The following is a 23,496-nucleotide window of genomic DNA, read 5'->3' as shown; positions in this document are numbered from 1 at the left end:
CCTTCGCGATCAGGCCTCGCTGATCTCCTTGTGCACGCTGCGCTGGACGAGCGCGTTGCCGATGCCGATCGCGGCGGCCACCGGCCACTCGATCAGGCTGAACGCGGCCGCGGCGGTCAGCCCGCCGTAGAACAGCGCCTGCTCGCGGGAGGGCAGCTGACCGCGCACGGTGTCGACGGCGGAGGCCAGTTCCTTGCGGCCGGGCATCCCGGGGAGCCCGGGCAGGTGGACCTTGGTGGTGTGGAGCTCGGCGGTGACGTAGGGGAGGGTGATCTCCGTGCCGCCACGCGCCCGGGCGGCCCTGGTCGCGGGCTGCTTGCGAGTGCGGTGCGAGGTGCCCGAGCTCGTCGACGAGGTGCTCGGACTTGTCGTGGTGGCCATGGTTGGGACACCCCCTCCTCCGGAGCCGCAGCCGTTCAGGCCGCGCCGGACGTCAGATCGCCTTGAAGCCGATCCCGTTGAAGTACCCCGATCCGCGCGGATGAATCCCGGTGCCGGGAGTTCAGGCGGCGGAGACGCGATCGCGCACCGCCGACCGGTAGCGGCGGGTGATCAGGTCGATCACGCCCGGGTGCGCGCCGATCGGCTCGGCGACGCCGGCCACCGGCAGCTCCGCGAGCCGCCGGTGGAACAACCCCGGGGCCAGCAGGTACGGCGCGACGAAGTCGGCCGGGCCGCAGACGTCGGCGGTCGCCGGCGCGGCGGTGGCGACGTAGCTCGGCGTCAGCCACCGGCCGACGCGGCGGCCGAGCAGCCGCGCCGCGGTCCGCACGTCGGCCAGCGCCCGCTCGTCCGACGAACCGGCCGCGGCGAACGCGACCCGGTCGCCGGGCCGCCACCCGGCGGCGGCCAACCGCCGCAGCATCGCCTCGACGATCTCCGGCGCTGGTCCCAGCGGTGCGCAGACCGCCACGTCCTCGTGCCCGGTCGCGGCGATCTGCGCCGGCAGGTCGGTGCGCACGTGGTAGCCGGCCGCGAGGAACGCGGGCAGCGCGACAACCGGTCCGTCACCGGCCGCCCGCAGGGCTTCCGCGACGGTCGGGCCGATGACGTCCACGTACGCGACGTGCACCGGCACCCGCAGGCGGGCGGCCGCGGCTTCGGCGAGGCGTTCGACCACCCGCGGCCCGGCGGGATCGTGGGTGCCGTGGGCGACCAGCAGCAGCGGAGGAGTCAGGGTTGCGGATCGGCGCATCGCGGTGCGTTCCCCATCGGTTCCAGCGGAAGTCGGTATCCGCGCTTGATCACGGTCTGCACGAGCTCCGGCGCGCCCAGCGCGGCCCGCAGCCGCGCGACAGCCTGCTCCACGGCGTGCTCGTCTGCCGGATTCCGGGCGCCGTTGAGCGCCTCGGCCAGGCCGCGCCGCGACACCACCCGGCCGGGCCGTTCGGCGAGGGCGAGCAGCAGCGTCTTCCCTTGCGGTGAAAGGGGTTTCACCACACCGTCGACGACGGCGGCGTGCCCGCGCACCTGCAGTTGCCTGCCGCCGACCGGCAGCGTCGGTGCCCGGCCCGGCAGCGCGACGCACAGCGCGCGCACCAGTGCGCCGATGCGGAACCGCTGCGGGATCACCGCGGGAACGCCGTGATCGGCCAGCGGGGCGTGCGTCACCGGCCCGACGCAGGCGACCAGCACCGGCCCGCGCAGGGCGTCGAGCAGGGCCTCCTGGCAGCGCCGCTCGGCGGCCAGCGACAGCAGGCTTGCCGCCGCCGGCGCGCTGGTGAACGTCACCGCATCGACCTCCCGCGCGCACACCGAGGTCAGCAGGTTGTCCAGCGCGGTGATGTCGGCGGGCGCGGTCCAGCGGTACACCGGGACCTCGATGACCTCCGCGCCCGCGCAGCTCAGCGCCTCGACGAAGTCGGGCAGCGGCTGGCCGTGCAGCTGCACCGCCACCCGGACCCCGTCCAGCGGCTGGTCGAGCAGGTGTTCCAGCAGTTCCGCCGACGACTCCGAGGCGGGCGACCACGGGTCCGGCAGCCCGGCGGCGCGGACCGCCCCCCGCGCCTTCGGCCCCCGGGCCAGCAGCTGCGCCGGGCGCAGCGCGTCGAGCAGCTCGGTGCCGATGCCCCAGCCCTCGGCCGCCTCGATCCAGCCGCGGAACCCGATGCCGGTGGTCGCCACGACCACGTCCGGCGGGACGGCGATGCAGTCCCGGCTCGCGCGGCGCAGCTCCGCGTCGTCGGCCAGCGGCAGGATCCGCAGCGCGGGGCCGTGCACGACCCGCGCGCCGCGGCGCTCCAGCAGGGAACCGAGCTCGTCGGCCCGTCGCGCCGCCGTCACCGCGACGGTGTAACCAGCGAGTTCGTCGATCAAGGGACGGCGACCTCCACCACGTCGGCCCGGCGCCGCACCGGGTAGACCGGCAGCCGCGCGCCCGGGTCGTCCAGGCACAGCCCGGTCCGCAACGAGAAGACCTGCTTGAGCATCGGCGAGGCGACCGTGGGTTCGCCGTCGCGGTCGCCGACGATGCCGCGGCTCATCACGCCGGCCCCGCAGAACGGGTCCACGTTGCCGACGGCGAACAGCTCGTCGTCGCGGGTGCGGAACAGCGCCACCGCGTGGTCGCTGATCAGCGCGGGCAGCCCGAACTCGGGCCGCAGCAGGTCGAGTTCGCAGATCTGTTGCCAGTTCACGTGAGCACCTCCTGGTTCGGGATGGCGGGCATCGGGAGCGCGACCGGGCCGGGCCGGATCTGGCCGCGCTCCTGGACGAAGCGGATCGTCGGATCCGGCGCGTCGGGGGCGTTGACGAAGGACACGAAGCGGGCGAGCTTGCCGGGATCGGCCAGCACCCCGGCCCACTCGTCGGCGTAGTTCTCGACGTGGCGGTGCATCGCGGCCTCCAGCTCCCCGGCGATGCCCAGGGAGTCCTCGACCACCACCTCCCGCAGGTGGTCGAGGCCGCCGTCGAGCGCCTCCAGCCACGCCGAGGTGCGCTGCAGCCGGTCGGCGGTGCGCACGTAGAACATCAGGAACCGGTCGATGATCCTGATCAGCCGCTCGTCGTCGAGGTCGACGGCCAGCAGGTCGGCGTGCCGCGGGGTGAAGCCGCCGTTGCCGCCGACGTAGAGGTTCCAGCCCTTGTCGGTGGCGATCACGCCGAAGTCCTTGCCGCGGGCCTCGGCGCACTCGCGGGCGCAGCCGGACACGCCGGCCTTGATCTTGTGCGGCGCCCGCAGGCCCCGGTACCGCAGTTCCAGCCGGATCGCCATGCTCACCGAGTCCTGCACGCCGTAGCGGCACCAGTCGTTGCCGACGCAGGACTTCACGGTGCGCAGCGCCTTGCCGTAGGCGTGGCCGGATTCGAACCCGGCGTCGACCAGCCGCCGCCAGATCAGCGGCAGCTGCTCCACCCGGGCGCCGAACAGGTCGATGCGCTGCCCGCCGGTGATCTTGGTGTAGAGGCCGAAGTCCTTGGCGACCTCGCCGAGCACGATCAGCTTCTCCGGCGTGATCTCGCCGCCGGGCACCCGGGGCACCACCGAGTAGGTGCCGTTGCGCTGCATGTTGGCCAGGAACCGGTCGTTGGTGTCCTGCAGCCCGGCCTGCTCGCCGTCGAGGATGTGGCCGTGCCCGAGGCTGGCCAGGATGGAGGCGACGGCGGGCTTGCAGATGTCGCAGCCGTGACCGCTGCCGTGCCTGCCGATCAGCTCGGAGAACGAGCCGATCCCGGTGGCCCGGACGATCTCGAACAGTTCCGCGCGGGACTGCGGGAAGTGCTCGCACAGCGCCTTGGAGGCGGTCACGCCGCATTCGGCGAGCAGGTTCTTCAGCATCGGCACGCACGAGCCGCAGCTGGTGCCGGCCTTCGTGCAGGCCTTGATCCCGGGCACGTCGGTGAGCCCCTGCCCGGCGATCGCCGACGTGATGTCCTCTTTGGACACGTTGTTGCAGGAGCAGACCGTCGCGTCGGCGGGCAGCGCGCCCGCGTCGACGCCGGAGCCCGCGGGCAGCAGCAGTTGTTCCGGCGGGGCGGGCAGTTCGCGGTCGATCAGCGGCCGCAGCACCGAGTAGGCGGTCGCGTCGCCGACGAGGACGCCGCCGAGCAGGATCCGCGCATCGTCGCTGAGCACGAGCTTGGCGTAGGTGCCCGCGGCGTTGTTGGCGTAGACGACCTCCAGGGCGCCGTCGGTCTGGGCGTGGGCGTCGCCGAAGCTGGCGACGTCGACGCCGAGCAGCTTGAGCTTGGTGGACAGGTCCGCGCCGGGGAAGGTCCCCTCGCCGACGGCGAGGAGTTGCTCCGCGACGCCCTCGGCCATGCTGTAGCCGGGCGCCACCAGGCCGTAACAGCGGCCTTCCACCGCGGCGCATTCGCCGATGGCCCAGATGTTCTCGTCGCTGGTGCGGCAGCTCGCGTCGACCAGGAACCCGCCGCGTTCCGCGCGCGCCAGCCCGGCGAGCTCGGCGAGCTCGTCGCGCGGCCGGACGCCGGCGGAGAACACCACGACCTCGGTGTCGATCACGGTGCCGTCGGCCAGCGCGACCCCGCGGACGCGCCCGTCGCCGTCGATGGACTTCGTCGCGGCGCCGCAGTGCACCGTCAGGCCGAGATCGCCGACCAGCCGGCCGAGCACCTGGCCGCCGCCCTCGTCCACCTGCAGGGGCATCAGTCGCGGCGCCATCTCCACGATGTGCGCGCGCATCCCCAGCAGGCGCAGCGCGTTCGCGGCCTCCAGCCCGAGCAGGCCGCCGCCGATGACGACGCCCGGCTCGCCTTCGGTCGCTGCGGCGCGGATCGCGTCGAGGTCCTCGATGGTGCGGTAGACGAAGCAGCCGTCGAGGTCGTGGCCGGGCACCGGCGGCACGAACGGCCGCGAGCCGGTGGCCAGCACCAGCGCGTCGTAGCTCAGTTCCGCACCATCCGATGTGGACACCGTGCGGGCCGTCCGGTCGATGCCGGTGGCGCCGATGCCCAGCCGCAGGTCGACCAGCGGGTCGTCCAGCAGCTCGTGGTCGACCAGGCTCAGGTCCTCGGCGCTCTTGCCGTCCAAGTAGGACGACAGCGCCACCCGGTCGTAGGCGGGCCGGGATTCCTCGCCGAGGACGACGATCCGCCAGGTGCCGTCCGCGTCGCGCTCCCGGAGCGCTTCGACGAGCCGGTGGCCGACCATCCCGTGGCCGACGACGACGAGCGTGCGGGTCATGCCGCGCCCTCCTTCTGGTGTTCGGTGCGGTCGGCCAGCGCGCCGCAGAGGCGGCCGACGTCGTCGACGCAGCCTCCGCAGCCCGTGGTCGCCCGCGTCGCCCTGGCCAGCTCGGGGACCGAGCGGGCGCCGCCCTGCCAGGCGGCGGTCAGGGCCTTCTTGGTCACGTTGTTGCAGCGGCAGATCACCGCGTCGTCGGGCAGCTCGGCGGGCGCGCCCGGCACGGCGGCCGGCGTGCCCAGCAGCAGCGCGAGGCGGTCGGTGGGCACCGGCAGGTCGCGGTCGTGCAGCTGGCTGACCGCCGCGATCGCCTCCGGGAAGCCGAACAGCACCGCGCCGGCGATCCGCTCCTCGCGCAGCGCGAGCTTCGCGTAGCGGCCGCGGGCCGGGTCCGACAGCGTCACCACCTCGGCGTCCGTGCTCTGGAGGCAGTCGACCGAGCCGATCGAGGCGAGGTCGATGCCGCGGGCCTTGAGCCGGGTGACGGTGCGCGTCCCGCGGTAGCGCGCGTCGCCGCCGGCGAGCAGCTCAGCCAGCGCGTCGGCCTGCTCCCAGGCCGAGGCGATCAGGCCGGACGCCTTGCCGTCGTGCTCGGCGCAGTCGCCGATGGCATGGATGCGCGCATCGCTGGTGCGCAGCCGGTCGTCGACGACGATCCCGCGCCGCACCGGCAATCCCGCCCGCACCGCCAGCCCGGTCTCCGCAGCGACTCCGGTGCACGCCACGACGAGGCCGGCCGGCACCACATCGCTGCTGTCCAGGACGAGCCGCCCGCGCCGGTAGGAGACCGCCCGGCGGCCGAGCCGGAGCTCGACGCCGAGCTTGCCCAGCCGCTCGGCGAGCAGGCGCCCGCCGACGTCGTCGAGCTGCCGGTCCATCAGGTGCGGATTCGGGTGCACCAGCGTCACCTCGTGCCCGCGAGCCAGCAGCGCCCGCGCCGCCTCGACGCCGAGGATCCCGCCGCCGAGCACCGCGACCGGACCTGCGGCGGAGCCGATCCGCGCGCAGTCGGCGAGCGTGCGCAGCGCCTGCAGGCGTTCGCCGCCCAGCCCGGGGATTTCGGGCAGCCGGGGCCGGGAGCCGGTGGCCAGCACGAGCACGTCGTACGGGTGCTCGTCGCCGGTGTCGGTGCGCACCACGCGCCGGGCGCGGTCGATCTCGGTGGCGGTGACCCGCAGGTGCACCTCGGCGTCCACGATGGGCAGTGCCAGGGTGGCGGGGGCCAGCGTCCGGTCCAGGACCGCGCCGAGCAGAACCCTGTTGTAGGCGGGGTGTTCCTCGCGGCCCAGCACCGTGATCGGGTCCGCGTGGCCGTGCGCGCGCAGCCGCTCGACCAGCCGGTGTGCGGCGGGCCCGTTGCCGACGATGACGATGCGGTTCATCGGGCGGCCACCTCCCCGGCGGGCTCGATCCGCACGGCGCTGACCTTGAACTCCGGCATCTGGCTGCGCGGGTCCAGCGCGTCACCGGTGAGCAGGTTCGCCCGCCCGGGGCCGGGGAAGTGGAACGGCAGGAACACGGTGTCGGTGCGCATCGTGGCGACGATCCGCACGCGCGCCAGCGCGCTGCCTCGCGGCGACGTGACCCGGGCGAGGGCGCCTTCGGCGAGGCCGGCGCGGTCGGCGGTGTCCGGGTGGATCTCCACGAACGCCTCGGCGGACGCCTCGTTGAGCTCGGCCACCCGCCGCGTCTGCGCCCCGGACTGGTACTGCGCCAGCACCCGGCCGGTGGTCGCGGTCAGCGGGAACGCCTCCTGCGGCGTGTCGGCCGGATCGCGGTGCTCCACGGCCGCGAACCGGGCCAGCCCGTCCGGATGCGCGAAGCCGTCGAGGAAGAGGCGCGGGGTGCCGGGATGTGCCGGGTCGGGGCAGGGCCAGTGCAGGGCCTCGCCGGAATCGAGGCGGTCGTAGGTGATGCCGCTGTAATCGGCCTTGCCACCGGCCGACGCGCGGCGCAGCTCGTCGAAGACCTCCCGGGGCGAAGTGGGGTAGCGGTGGCCTGGCTCGCCGAGCCGGACAGCCAGGCCGTGCAGCACTTCGAGATCGCTGCGGGCGTGGCCGGGCGGCACCTGCAACCGGCGGCGCCGCAGCACGCGGCCTTCGAGGTTGGTCATGGTGCCCTCCTCCTCGGCCCACTGCGTCACCGGCAGCACCACGTCGGCCAGCTCCGCGGTCTCCGATGGCACGAAGTCGGCCACCACCAGCAGGTCCAAAGCGGACAGCCGCTCGACGACGTGACCGGCGTTGGGCGCCGAAACCGCCGGATTGGAGCCGAAGACCAGCAGCGCCCGGGGCCCGTCGGCGCGGCCCGCGGCGTCGAGCAGCTCGTAGGCGCTGCGGCCCGGACCGGGCAGCACCTCGGGCGGCACGCCCCAGACCCCGGCCACGTGCGCCCGCGCGGCGGGATCGATGATCATCCGGTACCCGGGCAGCTGGTCGGCCTTCTGGCCGTGCTCGCGCCCGCCCTGACCGTTGCCCTGACCGGTGAGGCAGCCGTAGCCGCGACCGGGCCGGCCCGGCAGGCCGAGCGCGAGGGCGAGGTTGATGAACCCGGACACGGTGTCCACGCCCTTGCTGTGCTGCTCCGCCCCGCGACCGGTGAGCACGTAAGCGCTCTCGGCCTCGGCGAGCATCCGCACCGCCTGCCGCTGCGCCGTCACCGGAACCCCGGTGACCCGCTCGACGCGCTCCGGCCACCAGGTCGTCGCCCGCTGCCACGCCGCGTCGAAACCCGTGGTCCGGGACCGGATGTAGGCGGTGTCGGCCCAGCCGTCGACCACGGCGACGTGCAGCAGCCCGAGCACCAGCGCCAGGTCGGTGCCCGGGGCGGGCCGCAGGTGCAGTGCGGCGCGCTCGGCGGTCGCCGTGCGCCGGGGATCGATGACGACGAGCTGCGCGGCGTTCAGGTGCTGCATCAGCGGCGGCATGGTCTCGGCCGGGTTCGCCCCGGCCAGCAGCACCACGTCCGCGCCGCCGAGATCGGTGACCGGGAACGGCAGTCCCCGGTCCACGCCGAAGGCGGCGTTGCCGGCGGCCGCGGCCGAGGACATGCAGAACCGGCCGTTGTAGTCGATCTGGCTGGTACCCAGCGCCAGCCGGGCGAACTTGCCGAGCAGGTAGGCCTTCTCGTTGGTCAGCCCGCCGCCGCCGAACACCCCGACCGCGTCCGGCCCGTGCTCGCGCCGCACCCGGTCGATGCCGGCGGCGACGGTGCCCAGCGCGGTGTCCCAGTCGACCGGCACGAGCTCGCCGCCGCGGCGCACCAGCGGGTTCCGCAGCCGGTCCGGGACGTCCAGCAGGGCGGGCGCGGTCCAGCCCTTCTGGCACAGCCCGCCCCGGTTCACCGGGAAGTCCGTCGGCCGCACCGACACGCCGCGCCGCTCGCGCGTCAGCCGGGTGCCGCACTGCAGGGCGCAGTAGGGGCAGTGGGTGGCAACGGTCCGGATGTCAGGCACGACCGACCTCGGCTTTCGACGGCTCCTGAGCCGGCCGCGGTGCGGGCGCGCTCTTGAGAGGTCCGCGCAGGTACACCACCCAGGTGACGAGCCCGCACGCCACGTAGTAGCCGAGGAACGTCGTCAGGGCGGCATCGCCGTTAGCGGCCGCGCCGCCGTAGGAGGCCCGGAAGGCGAGGTTGATGCCCACGCCGCCGAGCGCACCGATCGCGCCGGCGATGCCGATCACCGCGCCGGACATCCGCCGGGCCCGGGCGAAAGCCGCGATGGCCTCGCCGCCGTCGGTCACGTCGTCCTCGGCCTCCTCGGCGAAGATCGCGGGGATCATCTTGTAGGTCGAGCCGTTGCCGATGCCGGTCAGCACGAACAGCGCGATGAACGCCGCGAGGTAGAGCGCGAAGGAGCCCTGCGACGACGCGAACAGCAGCGCCCCGGTGCCCGCCGTCATGCCGGCGAAGGCCCCGAGGGTGACCCGGGCGCCGCCCAGCCGGTCGGACAGCCAGCCGCCGAACGGCCGGGACACCGAGCCCATCAGCGGGCCGAGGAAGGTCCAGCTCGCGGCCTGGAGCGGGGTGAAGCCGAACTCGGTCTGCAGCACCAGGCCGAAGGCGAAGCTGTAACCGATGAACGAGCCGAACGTTCCGATGTAGAGGAACGAGACCCACCACGTGTGCTTGTTCGCGGCGGCCTCGCGCAACGCGCCGGGGCGGGCCCGCACCGCGTCCACGTTGTCCATGAACAGCGCCGCGCACAGGGCGGCGACCACGATCAGCGGCAGGTAGATCGCCGCGACGTAGGACGGGTGGGTGTTGCCCGCGGTGGCGATCACCAGCAGGCCGACGACCTGGATCGCCGCCACGCCGAGGTTCCCGCCGCCCGCGTTGAGCCCCAGCGCCCAGCCCTGGTGGCGCTGCGGGTAGAAGGTCGTGATGTTCGTCATCGACGACGCGAAGTTGCCGCCGCCGACCCCGGCCGTGGCGCCGATCAGCATGAACACCCACAGCGGCGTGCCCGGCTGCTGCACGAAGTGGAACGCGAGCGCGGTCGGTGCCAGCAGCACGGCGGAGCTGAAGACCGTCCAGTTGCGGCCGCCGAAGCGGGTGACCGCGGCGGCGTAGGGCAGCCGCAGCACGGCGCCCACCAGGTTCGGGGTGATCACCAGCAGGAACTTCTCGGCCGCGGTGAACGGCAGGCCGATGTCCGGCGACATGAACAGCACCAGCACCGACCAGATGCTCCAGACGGAGAAGCCGATGTGCTCCGAGAGGATCGAGAAGATCAGGTTCCGCCGCGCCACGCGCTTGCCGGTGGATTCCCAGAACCGCTCGTCCTCGGGATCCCAGCCCTCGATCCAGCGGCCGCTGGTCTTGGCTCTCGCGGTCAACTCGGCTCCTCTCGTCGGATTGCTCCGAAGGTAGGAACCGGGTGTTTCGCGCGGGCGCACCGATCGTTACCGCGGTGCAAACCGGCCTTCACAAGCGCAGGTCCGGGCCATGTGAGCAGCGGAACGGCCCCCGAGCACGCCTCGGCCGGCCGGTCCATGGCACCGTGGAGCCGTGATGCAGCGAGGCACGGCGGACGGCACGGGTGACGGCGCGGACTGGCAGCGCGCCCGCGAACTGTTCGGCCGCGCGCGCCGGATCACCGCCCTCACCGGCGCCGGGGTGTCGACGGCCTCCGGGATCCCGGACTTCCGCGGCCCCAACGGCGTGTGGACCAAGAATCCGGCAGCCCAGCGGCTCACCGACATAGCCAGCTACATCGCCGATCCGCAGGTCCGCGAGGAGGCGTGGCGCAACCGCGCCGAGCACTCGGCCTGGCGCGCCGAGCCCAACGCCGCCCACCGCGCGTTCGTCGACCTTGACCGCTCCGGGCGGCTGGGCGCGCTGCTGACGCAGAACATCGACGAGCTGCACCAGCGCGCCGGCCTGGACCGCGACCGGGTCCTGGAGCTGCACGGCACGATCTACCGGACGGTGTGCCTGGACTGCGGGGCGACGGGCCCGATGAGCGCCGCGCTGGAACGGGTGGCGGCCGGCGAGCCGGACCCGCCCTGCCGTTCCTGCGGTGGCATCCTCAAGTCGGCGACCGTCTCCTTCGGACAGTCCCTGGACCCCGACGTCCTGCGCGACGCCCAGCGCGCGACGCTGAACTGCGACCTGTTCGTCGCGGCCGGCACCTCGCTGACGGTGTACCCGGCGGCGGGCTTCGTGGAGCTGGCCGTGAAGGCGGGCGCGGCGCTGGTCATCTGCAACGCCGAGCCGACCCCGTACGACGACGTGGCGTCGGCGGTGCTGCGCGAGCCGCTGGTCGAGGTGCTGCCGGAGCTGGTCGCGGCGCCGCTGATCGACTCGCCGAACCCGCTGCGCACCTGGGGCGACCCCAGCACCTGGGGGTGAACGTCCCTCCATCGATGTGACACGTGTGGCTGATGTTGCACGAGTCGTGATCGTGTCGAGTGGTGCAATCGGGACACGAGTGGCAAAGTTCCTGGCTGTCGTGTGACTCCATTCGGCCCATTGATCGACCGCCGATCGGGCGCATCAGCTGGAGGTGACGGTCGTGTCGCGAACCCGAGGAGTGCTCCGCGCGCGGAGCATTGCCACGATCACGCTGCTGACGGCAGTCGGCCTGGCGGCGTCCGGCAGTGCCCTCGCGGTGCCACCCCCGCCGCCCAACCCCAGCGACGCCGAGATAAGCGCGGGCCGCGAGACGGCGCAGAGCACGGCGAGCCAGGTGGGGGAGCTGGCGAACCGGCTCGCCGATGCGGAGTCGCAGCTGATCGGCCTGCAGTCCCAGGTCGAGCTCAAGATGGAGGACGCGAACAAGGCGCGGGTCGACCTCGGCCGCGCCGAACGCGCCTACGACGACGCCCGCCGCGCCGCCGAGGCGGCCGGAGCCGAGGCCGACTCCGCGGCCAGGCAGATCGAGGAGCAGCGCAAGCGGCTCGACCAGTTCGCGGCCAGCAGCTACCGGCAGGGCAGCACGATCGGCTCGGCCACGGCCTTCATCGGCTCGAAGACCCCGCAGGACGTGCTCGACCGGGCGGTCTTCCTGGACGCGATCAGCGAATCCCAGCTCGACGTCATGGACGACCTGGAGCGGGCGCGGATCGAGAAGGTCAACAAGGACTCGCTGACCCGGGCGGCGCTGCAGGACGCGGAGGCGAAGCGCCTCGCCGCCGATCAGGCGCGCAGCGCCGCGGAGGCCGCGGAGCAGGCGGCCATCACGGCGCAGGAGACGCAGGCGGAGCAAGCGCGCCGGCTGGAGGCCGACAAGGCAGGCGTGGAAGCGCAGCTCGCCGAGGCGCGCTCCCACGTGGCGGGCCTGGAAGCGCAGCGCGGCCGGTACGAGAGCTGGCAAGCTGCGAAGCAGCGCGAGGAGGAGGCCGCCGCGGCCGCGCAGGCCACGTCGAACGGCGCGGTCACCGCTCCATCGGCGAATGCCGGGCCGCGGCCCAGCGGGCGGTCGGTCGAGGTGGTCGTCGGGCGGGCGCTGTCCCAGCTGGGCGTGCAGTACGCGTGGGGCGGCGGGACTTCGCGCGGCCCGTCGCGAGGCATCCGGGACGGTGGAGTCGCGGACTCCTACGGCGACTACGCCAAGGTCGGGTTCGACTGCTCGGGCCTGATGATCTACGCCTTCGCCGGGGCCGACGTCAGCCTCGACCACTACAGCGGCTACCAGTACCAGTCCGGCCGCCGGGTGCCGGTGTCGCAGATGCGGCGCGGCGACATGCTGTTCTGGCAGGACGGCGGCCGGATCCACCACGTGGCGCTCTACCTCGGCGGCGGAAAGATGGTGGAGGCGCCGTACTCGGGCTCGCGGGTCCGGGTCACCGCCGTCCGCTACGGCGGCATCGCCCCGTACGCGGTCCGCATGCTCTGAGGCCCGGAGTCCCAGCTCGGGCCTACCGGTCTTCGGAAGGTCGTGCACAGCAAGACCAAGTGCTGGTCCTGCGGCCTGCGACCGGCTGCTCGTGAAGGCCGGCCCGCGGTCCGGTTGGCCGCGGGTTCCGGGCGGCTGGGAGCATTGCGCGGCGTGGCGGTGGAATTCGCGGCACTCGTGCTGGCGGGCGGTCGGGCGCGTCGGCTCGGCGGCGTGGACAAGGTCTTGCTGCCGGTCGGCGGCCGGTCGTTGCTGGACCGCACCCTCGACGCCGTGGCGGCGGCGGATCCGGTCATCGTGGTCGGGCCGCAGCGGCAGACGGCCAGGGCGGTCGAGTGGGCCCTGGAGGAGCCGCCGGGCGGCGGCCCGCTGGCCGGCGTGCACGCCGGGTTGCGGAGGTTGCCGCCGTCGGCGCGGCTGGTCGCGGTGCTCGCCGGAGATCATCCGCACCTGGAGCCGGCGACGATCTCGCGCCTGCTGGAGGCGCTGCTCGCCGATCCCGGAGCTCCCGGCGCGGTGCTGGCCGACGACGCGGGCGAACCGCAGTGGCTGGTGGGGGTGTGGCGGACCGCCGCGCTCCGGGAGGCGATGCCGGGGGAGGCGCGCAACGGCTCGATCCGCTCCGCCTTCGCGCCGTTGGCGCCGCTGCTGATTCCCGCATCCGGGGCGGAAGCGTCCGATGTGGACACCCCCGAGGACCTCCGCCGGGCCCGCGAAACCCGAAGTACCGAGTGAGCGGCTCGTCCGGGGAGGGCGCCGCTCGCATGCTTGTAGTATCTATAACTTCAGTGAAGAGTGAAATTAATCGCTTAACAGCGGTCACACCGCGCGTGCGGTTGGGTGTGCGTGGGGCATTGCCCCCGCGCAAGCCTGCGATCGGCGCGTGTCAGGATCTTGATCGGCCACGAACGGCCGCATCGACGACAGGAGGCTGGGAGAAGTGACCGAGGCCGGCAACGGTGAGAGCGGGGGCGCCGGAGCCGCGGCGGCGCGCCCGGCGGACCAGGTGAGCACCCCGGCGCGGGACGCGCAGCTGCTGGAGCGCACCGTCTTCGAGGTCAAGCGGGTGATCGTCGGCCAGGACCGGCTCGTGGAGCGGGTGCTGACCGGGCTGCTGGCCAAGGGCCACATCCTGCTCGAAGGCGTGCCCGGCGTCGCGAAGACGCTCGCCGTGGAGACCTTCGCGCGGGTTGTGGGCGGCTCGTTCTCCCGCCTGCAGTTCACCCCGGACCTGGTGCCCGCCGACATCCTCGGCACCCGGATCTACCGGCAGGGCAGCGAGCGCTTCGACGTCGAGCTCGGCCCGGTGCTGGCGAACTTCGTGCTCGCCGACGAGATCAACCGCGCGCCGGCGAAGGTCCAGTCGGCGCTGCTGGAGGTCATGGCCGAGCGGCATGTCTCCATCGGCGGCCAGAGCTTCCCGATGCCCGCCCCGTTCCTCGTGCTGGCCACCCAGAACCCGATCGAGAACGAGGGCGTCTACCCGCTGCCGGAGGCGCAGCGGGACCGCTTCCTGTTCAAGCTGCCCGTCGAGTACCCCTCGGCGGAGGAGGAGCGGGAGATCATCTACCGGATGGGTGTGGCGGCGCCGGAACCCAACCCGGTGCTCAACCCCGACGAGCTGATCCGCCTGCAGAACGTGGCCGCCGGCGTGTTCGTGCACCACGCGCTGGTCGACTACGTCGTGCGGCTGGTCGTGACCACCCGGTTGCCCAACGAGCACGGTCTCTCCGACATCGCCGGATGGGTGTCCTACGGCGCCTCGCCGCGCGCCAGCCTCGGCATCATCGCCGCCTCGCGGGCGCTGGCCCTGGTCCGCGGCCGGGACTACGTGCTGCCGCAGGACGTGGTGGACGTGGTGCCGGACGTGCTGCGGCACCGCCTGGTGCTGTCCTACGACGCGCTGGCCGACGGGATCCCGGTCGAGCACATCGTCAGCCGGGTCCTGCAGACCGTGCCGCTGCCGCAGGTGTCGGCACGGCCGCAGGCAGGCCCGCCCGCCCCGGTGGGCCCGGCCGGCCCGGTCGGCTACGCGCAGCAGCCGCACCTCGGGCCGAACCCGCACCAGTGAGGAGCGACGCAGCGGTGTCGGCGACATCCCATTCCGGCCGCGACGGCCGCCCGCCCTGGGCGCCGCCCGCCCTGGACACGGGCCAGCTGGAGGTCGCGCTGCGGACGCTGGAGCTGAGCGTGCGCGGCCGCCTCGACGGCCTGTTGCAGGGCAACCACCTGGGTCTGGTGCCGGGCCCGGGGTCCGAGCCCGGCGAGGCCCGGGTCTACCAGCCCGGCGACGACGTGCGGCGGATGGACTGGGCGGTCACCGCCCGCACCGCCGAACCGCACATCCGGCAGACGGTGGCCGACCGCGAGCTGGAGACCTGGGTGGCGATGGACCTCTCGCCGAGCCTGGACTTCGGCTCGGCGGCCAGCGACAAGCGGGAGCTCGCCGTCGCGGCGCTGGCCGCGGTGATGTTCCTGACCAGCGGCGGCGGCAACCGGATCGGTGCGGTGGTGGACAACGGCACCGGGCAGGTCCGGTTGCCGGCGCGCGGTGGCGCGGCGTACGCGCGGGCGTTGCTGAAGAAGGTGGCCGAGACGCCGCGCGCGGCGGAAGGCACCCGTGGTGATCTCGCGAAGCTGCTGGAGTCGTTGCGCCGGCCGCCTCGGCGGCGCGGCCTCGCGGTGGTGATCTCGGACTTCCTGGGTCCGACGGATTGGCAGCGCGCGCTGCGCGGCCTGGGGGCCCGCCATTCGCTGCTGGCGATCGAGGTGCTGGACCCGCGCGATCTGGAACTGCCCGATGTGGGAACCGTGCTGCTGTCGGACCCGGAAACGGGGAAGCGGCGGGAAGTGCACACCACCCCGGTGCTGCGCAAGGAATTCGCCGCCGCGGCGGTGGCGCACCGCGATGAGGTCGCCGCCGTGCTGCGGCGCGCCGGGTGCGCGCACCTGGCGCTGCGCACGGATTCGGACTGGATCGCCGACGTGGTGCGGTTCGTCGTTGCGCGCAAGCGGGGTTGGTCCGGAGGAGCTGCTTGATGTTGAGTTTGTCGGGATTCGCCACGCCGTGGTGGTTCCTGCTGCTGTTGGTGGTCGCGGCACTGGTCGTCGGCTACGTGTGGGCGCTGCGGCGGCGCCGCCGGGACACGCTGCGGTTCAGCAACCTGGAGGTGCTCGACCAGGTCGCCTCGAAGCGGCAGGGCTGGTGGAAGCACGTGCCGCCGGCGCTGCTGGGAGTGGCGCTGATCATGCTGACGGTGGCGCTGACCGGCCCGACCGCCGAGCAGCGGATCCCGCGCAACCGGGCCACGGTGATGCTCACCATCGACGTGTCCCTGTCGATGAAGGCCACCGACGTCGAGCCCAGCAGGCTGGAGGCCGCGAAGGTCGCCGCGAAGGAGTTCGCCGACAAGCTGACGCCGGGCATCAACCTCGGGCTGGTGTCGTTCGCGGGCACCGCGACGGTGCTGGTGATGCCGACGACCGACCGGGCCGGTGTCAAGCAGGCCATCGACAGCCTGAAGCTGGCGGAGGCGACGGCCACCGGTGACGGGATCAACGCCTCGATGCAGGCGATCGACTCGTTCGGCAAGATGGTCGGCGGCCCGGCCGGGGCACCGCCGGCGCGGATCGTCCTGATGGCCGACGGCGGGCAGACGATCCCGCGCGACATGGACGCACCGCGCGGCGCCTACACGAAGGCCAAGGAGGCCAAGCAGGCCGGCATCCCGATCTCCACGATCTCGTTCGGCACCAAGCACGGCAGCATCGAGATCCAGGGCGAGCAGGAGTGGGTCGAGGTCGACGACGACGCGATGCAGGAGATCGCCCGGCTCTCCGGCGGCGAGTTCCACAAGGCGGCCAGCGCGGAGCAGCTGCGCGAGGTGTACGCGACGCTCGGTGAGCAGATCGGCTACGAGACCAAGCACACAGATGCCAGCAAGCCGTGGTTGGTGCTGGGTACGCTCACCGCGATCATCGCGGCCGGGGTGTCGATGTTCGCCGGCCGGAGGTTGCCTTAAGGGGTTTCAGAATGGGTTTGCGTGGCGGTGCGGGTGGCGGCCCCCCTGCGGGAATTACGGCCGCCGCCTGGACTGTGGGAGCCCCGACTTATGTATGTCCAATACGCGGCGTCGGGGCTGTCCTCGCCAGGCGACGTCCGAGAACCCGCGGCGGTGCGAGCTGAGTCCCTCACCGCATGCGGCTGACGCCGCATTCTGAAAATCCTCTTAGCGACGGGAGCGCCGGTGGGCCAGGCAGCGGGTTTTCTGTGGGAGTTCGTCAAATCGCCGACCACGACCGCTGCGGTCGGTCCCAGCTCCCGGTCGTTGGCCGAGCAGATGGTCGCGCCGGTCCCGCACTCGGGCGACCCGGTGGTCGTCGAGCTGGGGCCGGGGACCGGCGCGTTCACCGAGCTGATCCAGCGCCGCCTGGGCGGCAGGGGGCGGCACTTGGCGCTGGAGCTCAACGCGAGGTGGGCGGCGGAGCTGGGGGAGCGGTTCCCGGCGGTGGAGTCGGTGTGCGCGAACGCCCGGGAGCTGCCGGAGTTGCTGCGGGAGCGGGGTTTGCGGGCCGACGTCGTGGTCAGCGGGCTGCCGTGGGTGGCGCACGCGCCGGTGGCCGGGGTGCCGCTGATCCGGCTGGTCGCCGAGTCGCTCGCGCCCGGCGGCGCGTACACGCAGTTCGCCTACACCTGGACGCGGTGGGCCCCGCCGGCTCGCCGGCAGCTCGCGGACCTGCGGGCCGAGTTCGAGGAGACGGTGATCAGCCGGACGGTCTGGCGCAACCTGCCGCCGGCGGTGGCCTACCTGGCCCGGCGGCCGCGGCGGGCGAGCTGATCGTGACCGCGCGGCGGCGGTGCGTTACGTTCCAGGGGTGTCTGATGCGGTAGTAGCCGGGTTCGGCGAGGTTCCGCTGCTCGTCGAGCTGGGCACCGCGCTGCTGCTGTCCAGCCTGGTCGGGCTGGAGCGGGAGGTCCGGGCCAAGAGCGCCGGGCTGCGCACGCACGCCCTGGTCGGCGTCGGAGCGGCGCTGTTCGTGCTGGTGTCCAAGTACGGCTTCGGTGATCTGCTGGCGTTCGACAGGGTCTCGTTCGACCCGTCGCGGGTGGCGGCGCAGGTGGTCTCGGGCATCGGGTTCATCGGCGGCGGGTTGATCTTCGTGCGCCGGGACGCGGTGCGCGGTCTCACGACCGCGGCCACGGTGTGGCTGGTCGCCGCGATCGGCATGGCCTGCGGCAGCGGACTGGTGCTGCTGGCCGCGGCGACGACGGCGGTGCACTTCCTCGTGGCGCTGGGCTATCCGCGGTTGTTGCGGTTGATGCGCAAGTCGTTGCGGGAGCCGCAGGTGCTGCGCGTCGGCTACCTCGACGGGTACGGCGTGCTGCGGAGCGTGTTGACGCTGTGCACCAGCCGCGGGTGGACGGTGATGGACCTGGAGGTCGAGCGCGAGGACACCGACGACGAGCGGCAGCGGACGGTGATGGTCGCGCTGCGGCTGCGCGGGAAGGTGCCGGCAGCCGCGCTGGTCGAGGAGATCAGCGCGATGCCGGGCGTGCTGCACACCGCGGTCGGGGAGTCCTTCGAACCGGGCTTCTAGCGACTTGCGTCTTTGAAGCGGCGCAGCCGCTTAGCTCACCCTCGCAACTGGCACCGCCGCGGGTTCTCAGGTGTCTTCTCGCGAGGACAGCCCCGACGTGGTGAATTGGCTCATGAGTCGGGGATCCCACAGCGAGAAGGCCCCTGAGGTTCCGCTACCCGCACCGCTGCGCAAGACGAGCCCAACGAATGCTGGTCATTCCTTCGCGCTGTTGCGGACTTCTTCCATGTCGAGTTCGCGGGCCTGGCGGATGAGGTCTTCGAAGACGTTCTCCGGCAGGGCGCCGGGCTGCTGGAAGACCAGGACGTTGTCGCGGACGATCGCCAGCGTCGGGATGGAGCGGACTTCGAACGCGCCGGCGAGTTGCGGCTGGGCTTCGGTGTCCACCTTGGCGAAGACGATGTCGTCGTGCTTATCGGCGCTGCGCTCGAAGACAGGCGCGAACATCTTGCACGGGCCGCACCAGTCGGCCCAGAAGTCGATGATCACGAACTCGTTGCCGGAGACGACCTCGTCGAAGTTCTCGGTGGTCAGCTCGACCGTTGCCATGTGCTTTCCCTCCTGGGCGGTTGCGGGCGTACCGGGGCAACGCGGCGTGGCCGTCCGCGCATTCCCCGGAGAGCGTGTCGCATCCGCCACCCCCGGTCACGGAACGCCGAGGGCGCGGGCGACGAGGCTGGCGAGGTGGACTGGTTCGGCGTCGGTGGTCTGGCGGAGCTGGGTCCGGCAGCTGAAGCCGTCGGCCACGATCTCGGTGCCGGAGTCGGCCGCTCGCACGGCCGGGAGCAGGACCTGTTCGGCGCAGGCGATCGACACGTCGTAGTGGCCGCGTTCGAAGCCGAAGTTGCCCGCCAGGCCGCAGCAGCCGGAGTCCAGCACCCGCGCGCGCGTTCCGGTCGCGTCCAATGTGGCCTGATCAGCGGCGAAGCCGAGTTCGGCGTGCTGGTGGCAGTGGACCTGCACCAGCGCCTCCGGCCCGGTCTCCCGCTGCCACCGCGCGCGGGTCGGCTCGACCTGCTCGGCGAAGGTCTTGGTCGCGGCGGCCAGCGCGGCGACGTCCGGGTCGTGCGGTGCGAGTTCGAGCGCATCGTTGCGCAGGAACGCGGTGCAGCTGGGTTCGAGGCCGACCACCGGCAGGCCGCGGTCCAGCTGCGGGCGCAGCAGGCGTGCGGTGCGGCGGGTCACGGCGCGGGCGATGCGCAGCTGTCCGGTCGAATGCCAGGTGAGTCCACAGCAGACCGGTTCGCGCGGCATTTCCACGGCGTGGCCGAGCGCTTCGAGCGCCGCGACGGCGTCGCGGCCGATGTGCGGGTCGAAGTGGTTGGTGAAGGTGTCCGGGAACAGCACTACGCGAGTGGTGGGATCGGAGATCGTGCGCCGACCGGACCACCACGCCTGTAGTGTCCGCGCGGCCAGCTGCGGCACCTCGCGGCGCGCGTCGATCCCGCCGAGCCGCTTGATCGCAGGTGCCAGTGGGCCGGCCAGGACCCGGTTGGCCAGCCGGGGCGCACGGTGCCCGGCGGCCAGCCACAACGGCAGGAAACCCATCGAGTAGTGCGCGGCCGGGCGGATGCGGCGCCGGTAGTGGTGGTGCAGGAACTCGGCCTTGTAGGTCGCCATGTCGACGTCGACCGGGCAGTCCGACTTGCAGCCCTTGCACGACAGGCACAGGTCCAGCGCGTCCCGGACCTCCGGCGAGCGCCAGCCGCGGCGGACGACGCGACCGGCCAGCATCTCGAACAGCAGGTGCGCCCTACCACGGGTGGAGTGCTTCTCCTCCTTCGTCACGCGGTAGCTCGGACACATCACCCCACCTGTGGTGTTCAGGCACTTGCCCATCCCGACGCAGCGGCGGGTCGCGGCGGCCAGGTCGCCGGAGTCGGCGTGCAGCGCCAGCTCGGTCCGGCCGGGCAGCCGGGGCGGGGCCACCAGCAGCCGCAGGTCGGCGTCGGCCGGGCGCGGGCGCACGATCTGGCCCGGGTTGAGCAGGTCGTCCGGGTCGAAGGCGGCCTTGAACCGCTCGAACGCCTTGATCACCTCGGGCGGGTACATCCGGGCCAGCAGCGCCGACCGGGCCCGGCCGTCGCCGTGCTCCCCGGAGACCGAGCCGCCGTGGGCGACGACCAGGTCCGCGGCCGCCTCCAGGAAGTCCCGGTATTCGGTCGCGCCGGGCGAGGACAGCAGGTCGAAGTCGATGCGGACGTGGATGCAGCCGTCTCCGTAGTGGCCGTAGGTCACCCCGCGGCGGCCGTAGGAGGCCAGCAGCGCGTCGAATTCCCGCAGGTAGGAGCCCAGCCGCTCGGGCGGCACCGCGGCGTCCTCCCAGCCGGACCACCGCTCGGAGCCGGCCATCCGCGTCGAGTACCCGGAACCCTCCTCGCGGATCTTCCACAGCGCCGCCATCCGCGCCGGAGCGGTGTGGATCACGCTCTCCGCGCGCTCGCCCATCGCCGCCGCGATGCGTCGCGCCGCCGCCTCGGCCTCGCCCTGATCAGCGCCACCGGATTCGACGAGCAGCCAGCTGCGCCCGCCGGGCAGCAGCGGCAGCGCGGGGGAGGCCGGGTTGCGCCGCCGCACGACGTCGACGAGTTCCGCGCTGAGCCCCTCAATGGCCAGGGCGTCCAGCCCGCGCAGCCGGGGCACTTCGTCGGCGGCGGCGTAGGTGTCGGGGAAGCCGAGCACCGTCATCGCCCGAGCCGGCGGGGAGGGCACCAGCTGGACCGTCGCGCCCAGCACCACGGCGCAACTGCCCTCGGTGCCGACCAGCGCCCTGGCCAGGTGGAAGCCGTTCTCCGGCAGCAGCTGGTCCAGGTTGTAGCCGGACACCCGCCGGGCGAGGTCCGGGAACGAGCGCCGGACCAGGTCGCCGGTGTCGTCGCGCAGCGCCCGGAGCTCCTGGTAGAGCCGCCCGGTCCGGTCGCCGCGCGAGCACAACCGGTCTAGCTCGGCGGGCGTGGTCTCACCGAGCTGCAGGCGGGTGCCGTCGGCGAGCAGCACGTCCAGCGAATGCACGTTGTCGACGGTCTTCCCCCAGGCCACCGAGTGCGTGCCGCAGGCGTTGTTGCCGATCATGCCGCCGAGCGTGCAGCGGCTGTGAGTGGACGGGTCCGGCCCGAAGGTGAGGCCGTGGCCGGCGACGGCCGCGCGCAGCGAGTCCAGCACGACGCCCGGCTGCACGCGGGCCAGCCGGCGCTCGGGGTCGACGTCCAGGATCCGGTTGAGGTGCCGGGAGAAATCGAGCACCAGGCCGGGCCCCACGGCGTTCCCGGCGATGCTGGTGCCTGCGCCGCGTCCGGTGACCGGCACGCCGTGGCGCCGCGCGACGGCGACCGCCGCAGCCACGTCGTCCTCGGTGCGCGGGAACACGACGCCGACCGGCACCTGGCGGTAGTTGGAGGCGTCGGTGGAGTACATCGCGCGGGTGCCGGGGTCGAAGCGGGCCGGGCCGGAGAGCTCGCCGCGCAGTTCGGCGGCCAGGACGTCGGCTGAGGTTGCCATGCAAGCGCCTCCCGGGTTGCTGATCGGGCCGGTCCTCGTTCGGTCGTGCGCAAGTCGGAGACCCCGGAGTCCGGGTGGTGACCGCGCGAATCCCGCGAGGTTCCGCCACCCGCACCGAGGCCACGACGTTTCCCTAGCGCAGTGTGCCTGCTCCCGTCGCTGTAGGGGGACCACGACATGGCGCAGTTTTTTCTGTATGGAGGCGATGAGCGGCCGTGGGTGACGAGCGGATAATGTCGCGGCTGAAACGAATCTTGCGGCATTGTTCGAGGGGAGATCCACAGTGGCACGGTCCGTTCTGGTGACCGGCGGCAACCGCGGCATCGGGTTGGCCATCGCGAAGGCCTTCCAGGCCGCCGGGGACAAGGTCGCGGTCACGCACCGCGGATCGGGTGCCCCGGAAGGGCTGTTCGGCGTCCAGTGCGACGTCACCGACCCGGATCAGGTGGCCGCGGCCTTCGACGAGGTCGAGGCCGCGCACGGCCGGGTCGAGGTGCTGGTGGCCAACGCGGGCATCACCGACGACACGCTGCTGCTGCGGATGAGCGAGGACCAGTTCGGCCGGGTCATCGACGCCAACTTGGCCGGTTCCTTCCGGGTGGCCAAGCGGGCGGCGAGCAGCATGCTGCGCCTCCGCCGGGGCCGGATGATCTTCATCTCGTCGGTGGTCGGGCTCTCCGGCGGGGCCGGGCAGGCCAACTACGCGGCGAGCAAGGCGGGCCTGGTGGGCCTGGCCCGCTCGATCGCCCGCGAGCTCGGTTCGCGCAGCATCACGGCCAACGTGGTGGCGCCCGGCTTCGTCACCACGGACATGACCGACGCGCTGTCCGAGGAGCGGAAGAAGGAGATCTTCGGCCAGATCCCGCTGGCCCGGTTCGCCGCCGCCGAGGAGGTCGCGGGCACCGTGGAGTGGCTGGCCTCCGACGCCGCGGCCTACATCACCGGCGCGGTGATCCCGGTCGACGGCGGCCTCGGGATGGGCCACTGAGCCCGGCCCCCTGCGGACGAACACTGTGGACGGACGCAGTGGACGATCCGGTCTTCTCGCGCCCGGCGGCGGCGCCCGGCGGTAGTCGCAGGTGCCCAGGCGCCTCACGAAAGCATTGCGGAGGAAATACGTGAGCGGATTGCTCGAAGGCAAGCGGATTCTGGTCACCGGTGTGATCACCGACGCGTCGATCGCGTTCCACGTGGCCAAGGTCGCGCAGGAGCAGGGCGCCGAGGTGGTGCTCACCGGATTCGGCCGGATGAGCCTGGTGCAGCGCATCGCGGGTCGGCTGCCCAAGCCCGCGCCGGTGCTGGAGCTGGACGTGACCAACGCCGAGCACCTCGACAGCCTCGCCGACCGGGTGCGCGAGCACGTCGACGGGCTCGACGGCGTGCTGCACTCCATCGGCTTCGCCCCGGCGTCCTGCCTGGGCGGGGACTTCCTGGCCGCGCCGTGGTCGGACGTCTCGACGGCGCTGGAGGTCTCGGCGTACTCGTTCAAGTCGCTGAGCACCGCGACGCTGCCGCTGCTGTCCGAGGGCGCCTCGATCGTCGGCATGGACTTCGACGCCCGCGTCGCCTGGCCCGCCTACGACTGGATGGGCGTGGCCAAGGCCGCGCTGGAGTCGACCTCCCGCTACCTGGCGCGCGAGCTGGGGCCGAAGGGCGTCCGGGTCAACCTGGTCTCGGCCGGGCCGGTGCGGACGATGGCGGCCAAGTCGATCCCGGGCTTCGCCGACCTGGAGGCCGGCTGGGGCGACCGCGCGCCGCTGGGCTGGGACGTCAACGACCCGACGCCGGTGGCCAAGTCGGTCTGCGCGGTGCTGTCGGACTGGCTGCCCGCCACCACCGGCTCGATGATCATGGTCGACGGCGGCGTGCACGCCCTCGGCATCTGAGGCTGTCGCGGCCCGCAGCCGGTGCCCCC

20 protein-coding genes are annotated in these 23,496 nt (G+C 73.0%); 10 read left to right on the top strand and 10 right to left on the bottom strand.

Going from position 1 to position 23,496, the window contains the following annotated elements; translation table 11 throughout:
• Nucleotides 1-9: 9 nt before the first annotated feature.
• From ACWEV3_RS04815 to ACWEV3_RS04780, 8 genes are all read right to left on the bottom strand, one after another.
• Nucleotides 10-381, bottom strand: a complete 372-nt coding sequence (locus tag ACWEV3_RS04815) for a hypothetical protein (RefSeq protein ID WP_452612591.1) — start codon at nt 379-381, stop codon at nt 10-12.
• Between the two features lie 121 nt (nt 382-502).
• Nucleotides 503-1,195: a sirohydrochlorin chelatase gene (locus ACWEV3_RS04810; RefSeq protein ID WP_452612590.1), complete on the bottom strand. Its 693-nt coding sequence runs from the start codon at nt 1,193-1,195 to the stop codon at nt 503-505.
• The gene (locus ACWEV3_RS04805; protein WP_452612589.1) at nt 1,174-2,316 is read right to left on the bottom strand and encodes a uroporphyrinogen-III synthase; all 1,143 of its coding nucleotides are present in this window, start codon (nt 2,314-2,316) and stop codon (nt 1,174-1,176) included. Before ACWEV3_RS04805 ends, ACWEV3_RS04810 begins: the two co-directional genes overlap by 22 nt.
• Nucleotides 2,313-2,636: a nitrite reductase small subunit NirD gene (gene nirD / locus ACWEV3_RS04800; RefSeq protein ID WP_452612588.1), complete on the bottom strand. Its 324-nt coding sequence runs from the start codon at nt 2,634-2,636 to the stop codon at nt 2,313-2,315. The genes ACWEV3_RS04805 and nirD overlap by 4 nt, the downstream gene beginning before the upstream one ends.
• Nucleotides 2,633-5,146, bottom strand: a complete 2,514-nt coding sequence (nirB, locus tag ACWEV3_RS04795) for a nitrite reductase large subunit NirB (protein ID WP_452612587.1) — start codon at nt 5,144-5,146, stop codon at nt 2,633-2,635. The genes nirD and nirB overlap by 4 nt, the downstream gene beginning before the upstream one ends.
• Nucleotides 5,143-6,528: an FAD-dependent oxidoreductase gene (locus ACWEV3_RS04790; protein ID WP_452612586.1), complete on the bottom strand. Its 1,386-nt coding sequence runs from the start codon at nt 6,526-6,528 to the stop codon at nt 5,143-5,145. The genes nirB and ACWEV3_RS04790 overlap by 4 nt, the downstream gene beginning before the upstream one ends.
• Complete coding sequence (locus tag ACWEV3_RS04785; protein WP_452612585.1) at nt 6,525-8,600, bottom strand: molybdopterin oxidoreductase family protein; 2,076 nt, start codon at nt 8,598-8,600, stop codon at nt 6,525-6,527. Before ACWEV3_RS04785 ends, ACWEV3_RS04790 begins: the two co-directional genes overlap by 4 nt.
• Nucleotides 8,593-9,984, bottom strand: coding sequence for a nitrate/nitrite transporter (locus ACWEV3_RS04780; protein WP_452612584.1), 1,392 nt, complete (start codon nt 9,982-9,984; stop codon nt 8,593-8,595). Before ACWEV3_RS04780 ends, ACWEV3_RS04785 begins: the two co-directional genes overlap by 8 nt.
• 175 nt (nt 9,985-10,159) lie before the next feature.
• Between ACWEV3_RS04780 and ACWEV3_RS04775 the strand changes: the two genes are divergently transcribed.
• The 8 genes from ACWEV3_RS04775 (at nt 10,160) to ACWEV3_RS04740 (ending at nt 18,083) form a co-directional block, all read left to right on the top strand.
• A complete protein-coding gene (locus tag ACWEV3_RS04775; protein WP_452612583.1) occupies nt 10,160-10,999 on the top strand; it encodes an SIR2 family NAD-dependent protein deacylase in 840 nt (279 codons plus the stop codon).
• Between the two features lie 163 nt (nt 11,000-11,162).
• A complete protein-coding gene (locus ACWEV3_RS04770; RefSeq protein ID WP_452612582.1) occupies nt 11,163-12,485 on the top strand; it encodes an NlpC/P60 family protein in 1,323 nt (440 codons plus the stop codon).
• Nucleotides 12,486-12,527: 42 nt separating this feature from the next.
• Nucleotides 12,528-13,220: a molybdenum cofactor guanylyltransferase gene (gene mobA / locus ACWEV3_RS04765; protein ID WP_452612581.1), complete on the top strand. Its 693-nt coding sequence runs from the start codon at nt 12,528-12,530 to the stop codon at nt 13,218-13,220.
• Between the two features lie 205 nt (nt 13,221-13,425).
• Entirely contained in the window at nt 13,426-14,556 is a 1,131-nt protein-coding gene (locus ACWEV3_RS04760) for an AAA family ATPase (RefSeq protein ID WP_452612580.1), read from the top strand.
• A gap of 14 nt (nt 14,557-14,570) precedes the next feature.
• Entirely contained in the window at nt 14,571-15,524 is a 954-nt protein-coding gene (locus ACWEV3_RS04755; RefSeq protein WP_452612579.1) for a DUF58 domain-containing protein, read from the top strand.
• A 2-nt stretch (nt 15,525-15,526) separates the two neighbouring features.
• Complete coding sequence (locus ACWEV3_RS04750; protein ID WP_452612660.1) at nt 15,527-16,507, top strand: VWA domain-containing protein; 981 nt, start codon at nt 15,527-15,529, stop codon at nt 16,505-16,507.
• 225 nt (nt 16,508-16,732) lie between these two features.
• Nucleotides 16,733-17,323: a class I SAM-dependent methyltransferase gene (locus ACWEV3_RS04745; protein ID WP_452612578.1), complete on the top strand. Its 591-nt coding sequence runs from the start codon at nt 16,733-16,735 to the stop codon at nt 17,321-17,323.
• 37 nt (nt 17,324-17,360) lie between these two features.
• On the top strand, nt 17,361-18,083 hold the full coding sequence (locus ACWEV3_RS04740) for an MgtC/SapB family protein (protein ID WP_452612577.1): 723 nt from the start codon (nt 17,361-17,363) through the stop codon (nt 18,081-18,083).
• Between the two features lie 195 nt (nt 18,084-18,278).
• Here the strand turns inward: ACWEV3_RS04740 and trxA are convergent, their stop codons facing one another.
• Nucleotides 18,279-18,632: a thioredoxin gene (gene trxA / locus ACWEV3_RS04735; RefSeq protein ID WP_358605475.1), complete on the bottom strand. Its 354-nt coding sequence runs from the start codon at nt 18,630-18,632 to the stop codon at nt 18,279-18,281.
• A 96-nt stretch (nt 18,633-18,728) separates the two neighbouring features.
• Nucleotides 18,729-21,581: an FAD-binding and (Fe-S)-binding domain-containing protein gene (locus tag ACWEV3_RS04730; RefSeq protein ID WP_452612576.1), complete on the bottom strand. Its 2,853-nt coding sequence runs from the start codon at nt 21,579-21,581 to the stop codon at nt 18,729-18,731.
• Between the two features lie 283 nt (nt 21,582-21,864).
• On the opposite strand from ACWEV3_RS04730, the gene fabG reads away from it, so the two are divergent.
• Entirely contained in the window at nt 21,865-22,569 is a 705-nt protein-coding gene (gene fabG / locus ACWEV3_RS04725; protein WP_452612575.1) for a 3-oxoacyl-ACP reductase FabG, read from the top strand.
• A 130-nt stretch (nt 22,570-22,699) separates the two neighbouring features.
• Complete coding sequence (gene fabI / locus ACWEV3_RS04720) at nt 22,700-23,467, top strand: enoyl-ACP reductase FabI (protein WP_452612574.1); 768 nt, start codon at nt 22,700-22,702, stop codon at nt 23,465-23,467.
• Nucleotides 23,468-23,496 lie beyond the last annotated feature (29 nt).

This window comes from Saccharopolyspora sp. NPDC003752, assembly GCF_053605825.1.
The sequence above is the reverse complement of the archived record's forward strand: the minus strand, read 5'-3'. Positions and strand labels throughout refer to the sequence as shown.

Coding starts and splice junctions, on each gene's coding strand:
- ACWEV3_RS04815 (WP_452612591.1), bottom strand. CDS start 381: ATGGCCACCACGACAAGTCCGAGCACCTCGTCGACGAGCTCGGGCACC.
- ACWEV3_RS04810 (WP_452612590.1), bottom strand. CDS start 1,195: ATGCGCCGATCCGCAACCCTGACTCCTCCGCTGCTGCTGGTCGCCCAC.
- nirB (WP_452612587.1), bottom strand. CDS start 5,146: ATGACCCGCACGCTCGTCGTCGTCGGCCACGGGATGGTCGGCCACCGG.
- ACWEV3_RS04790 (WP_452612586.1), bottom strand. CDS start 6,528: ATGAACCGCATCGTCATCGTCGGCAACGGGCCCGCCGCACACCGGCTG.
- ACWEV3_RS04775 (WP_452612583.1), top strand. CDS start 10,160: ATGCAGCGAGGCACGGCGGACGGCACGGGTGACGGCGCGGACTGGCAG.
- trxA (WP_358605475.1), bottom strand. CDS start 18,632: ATGGCAACGGTCGAGCTGACCACCGAGAACTTCGACGAGGTCGTCTCC.
- ACWEV3_RS04730 (WP_452612576.1), bottom strand. CDS start 21,581: ATGGCAACCTCAGCCGACGTCCTGGCCGCCGAACTGCGCGGCGAGCTC.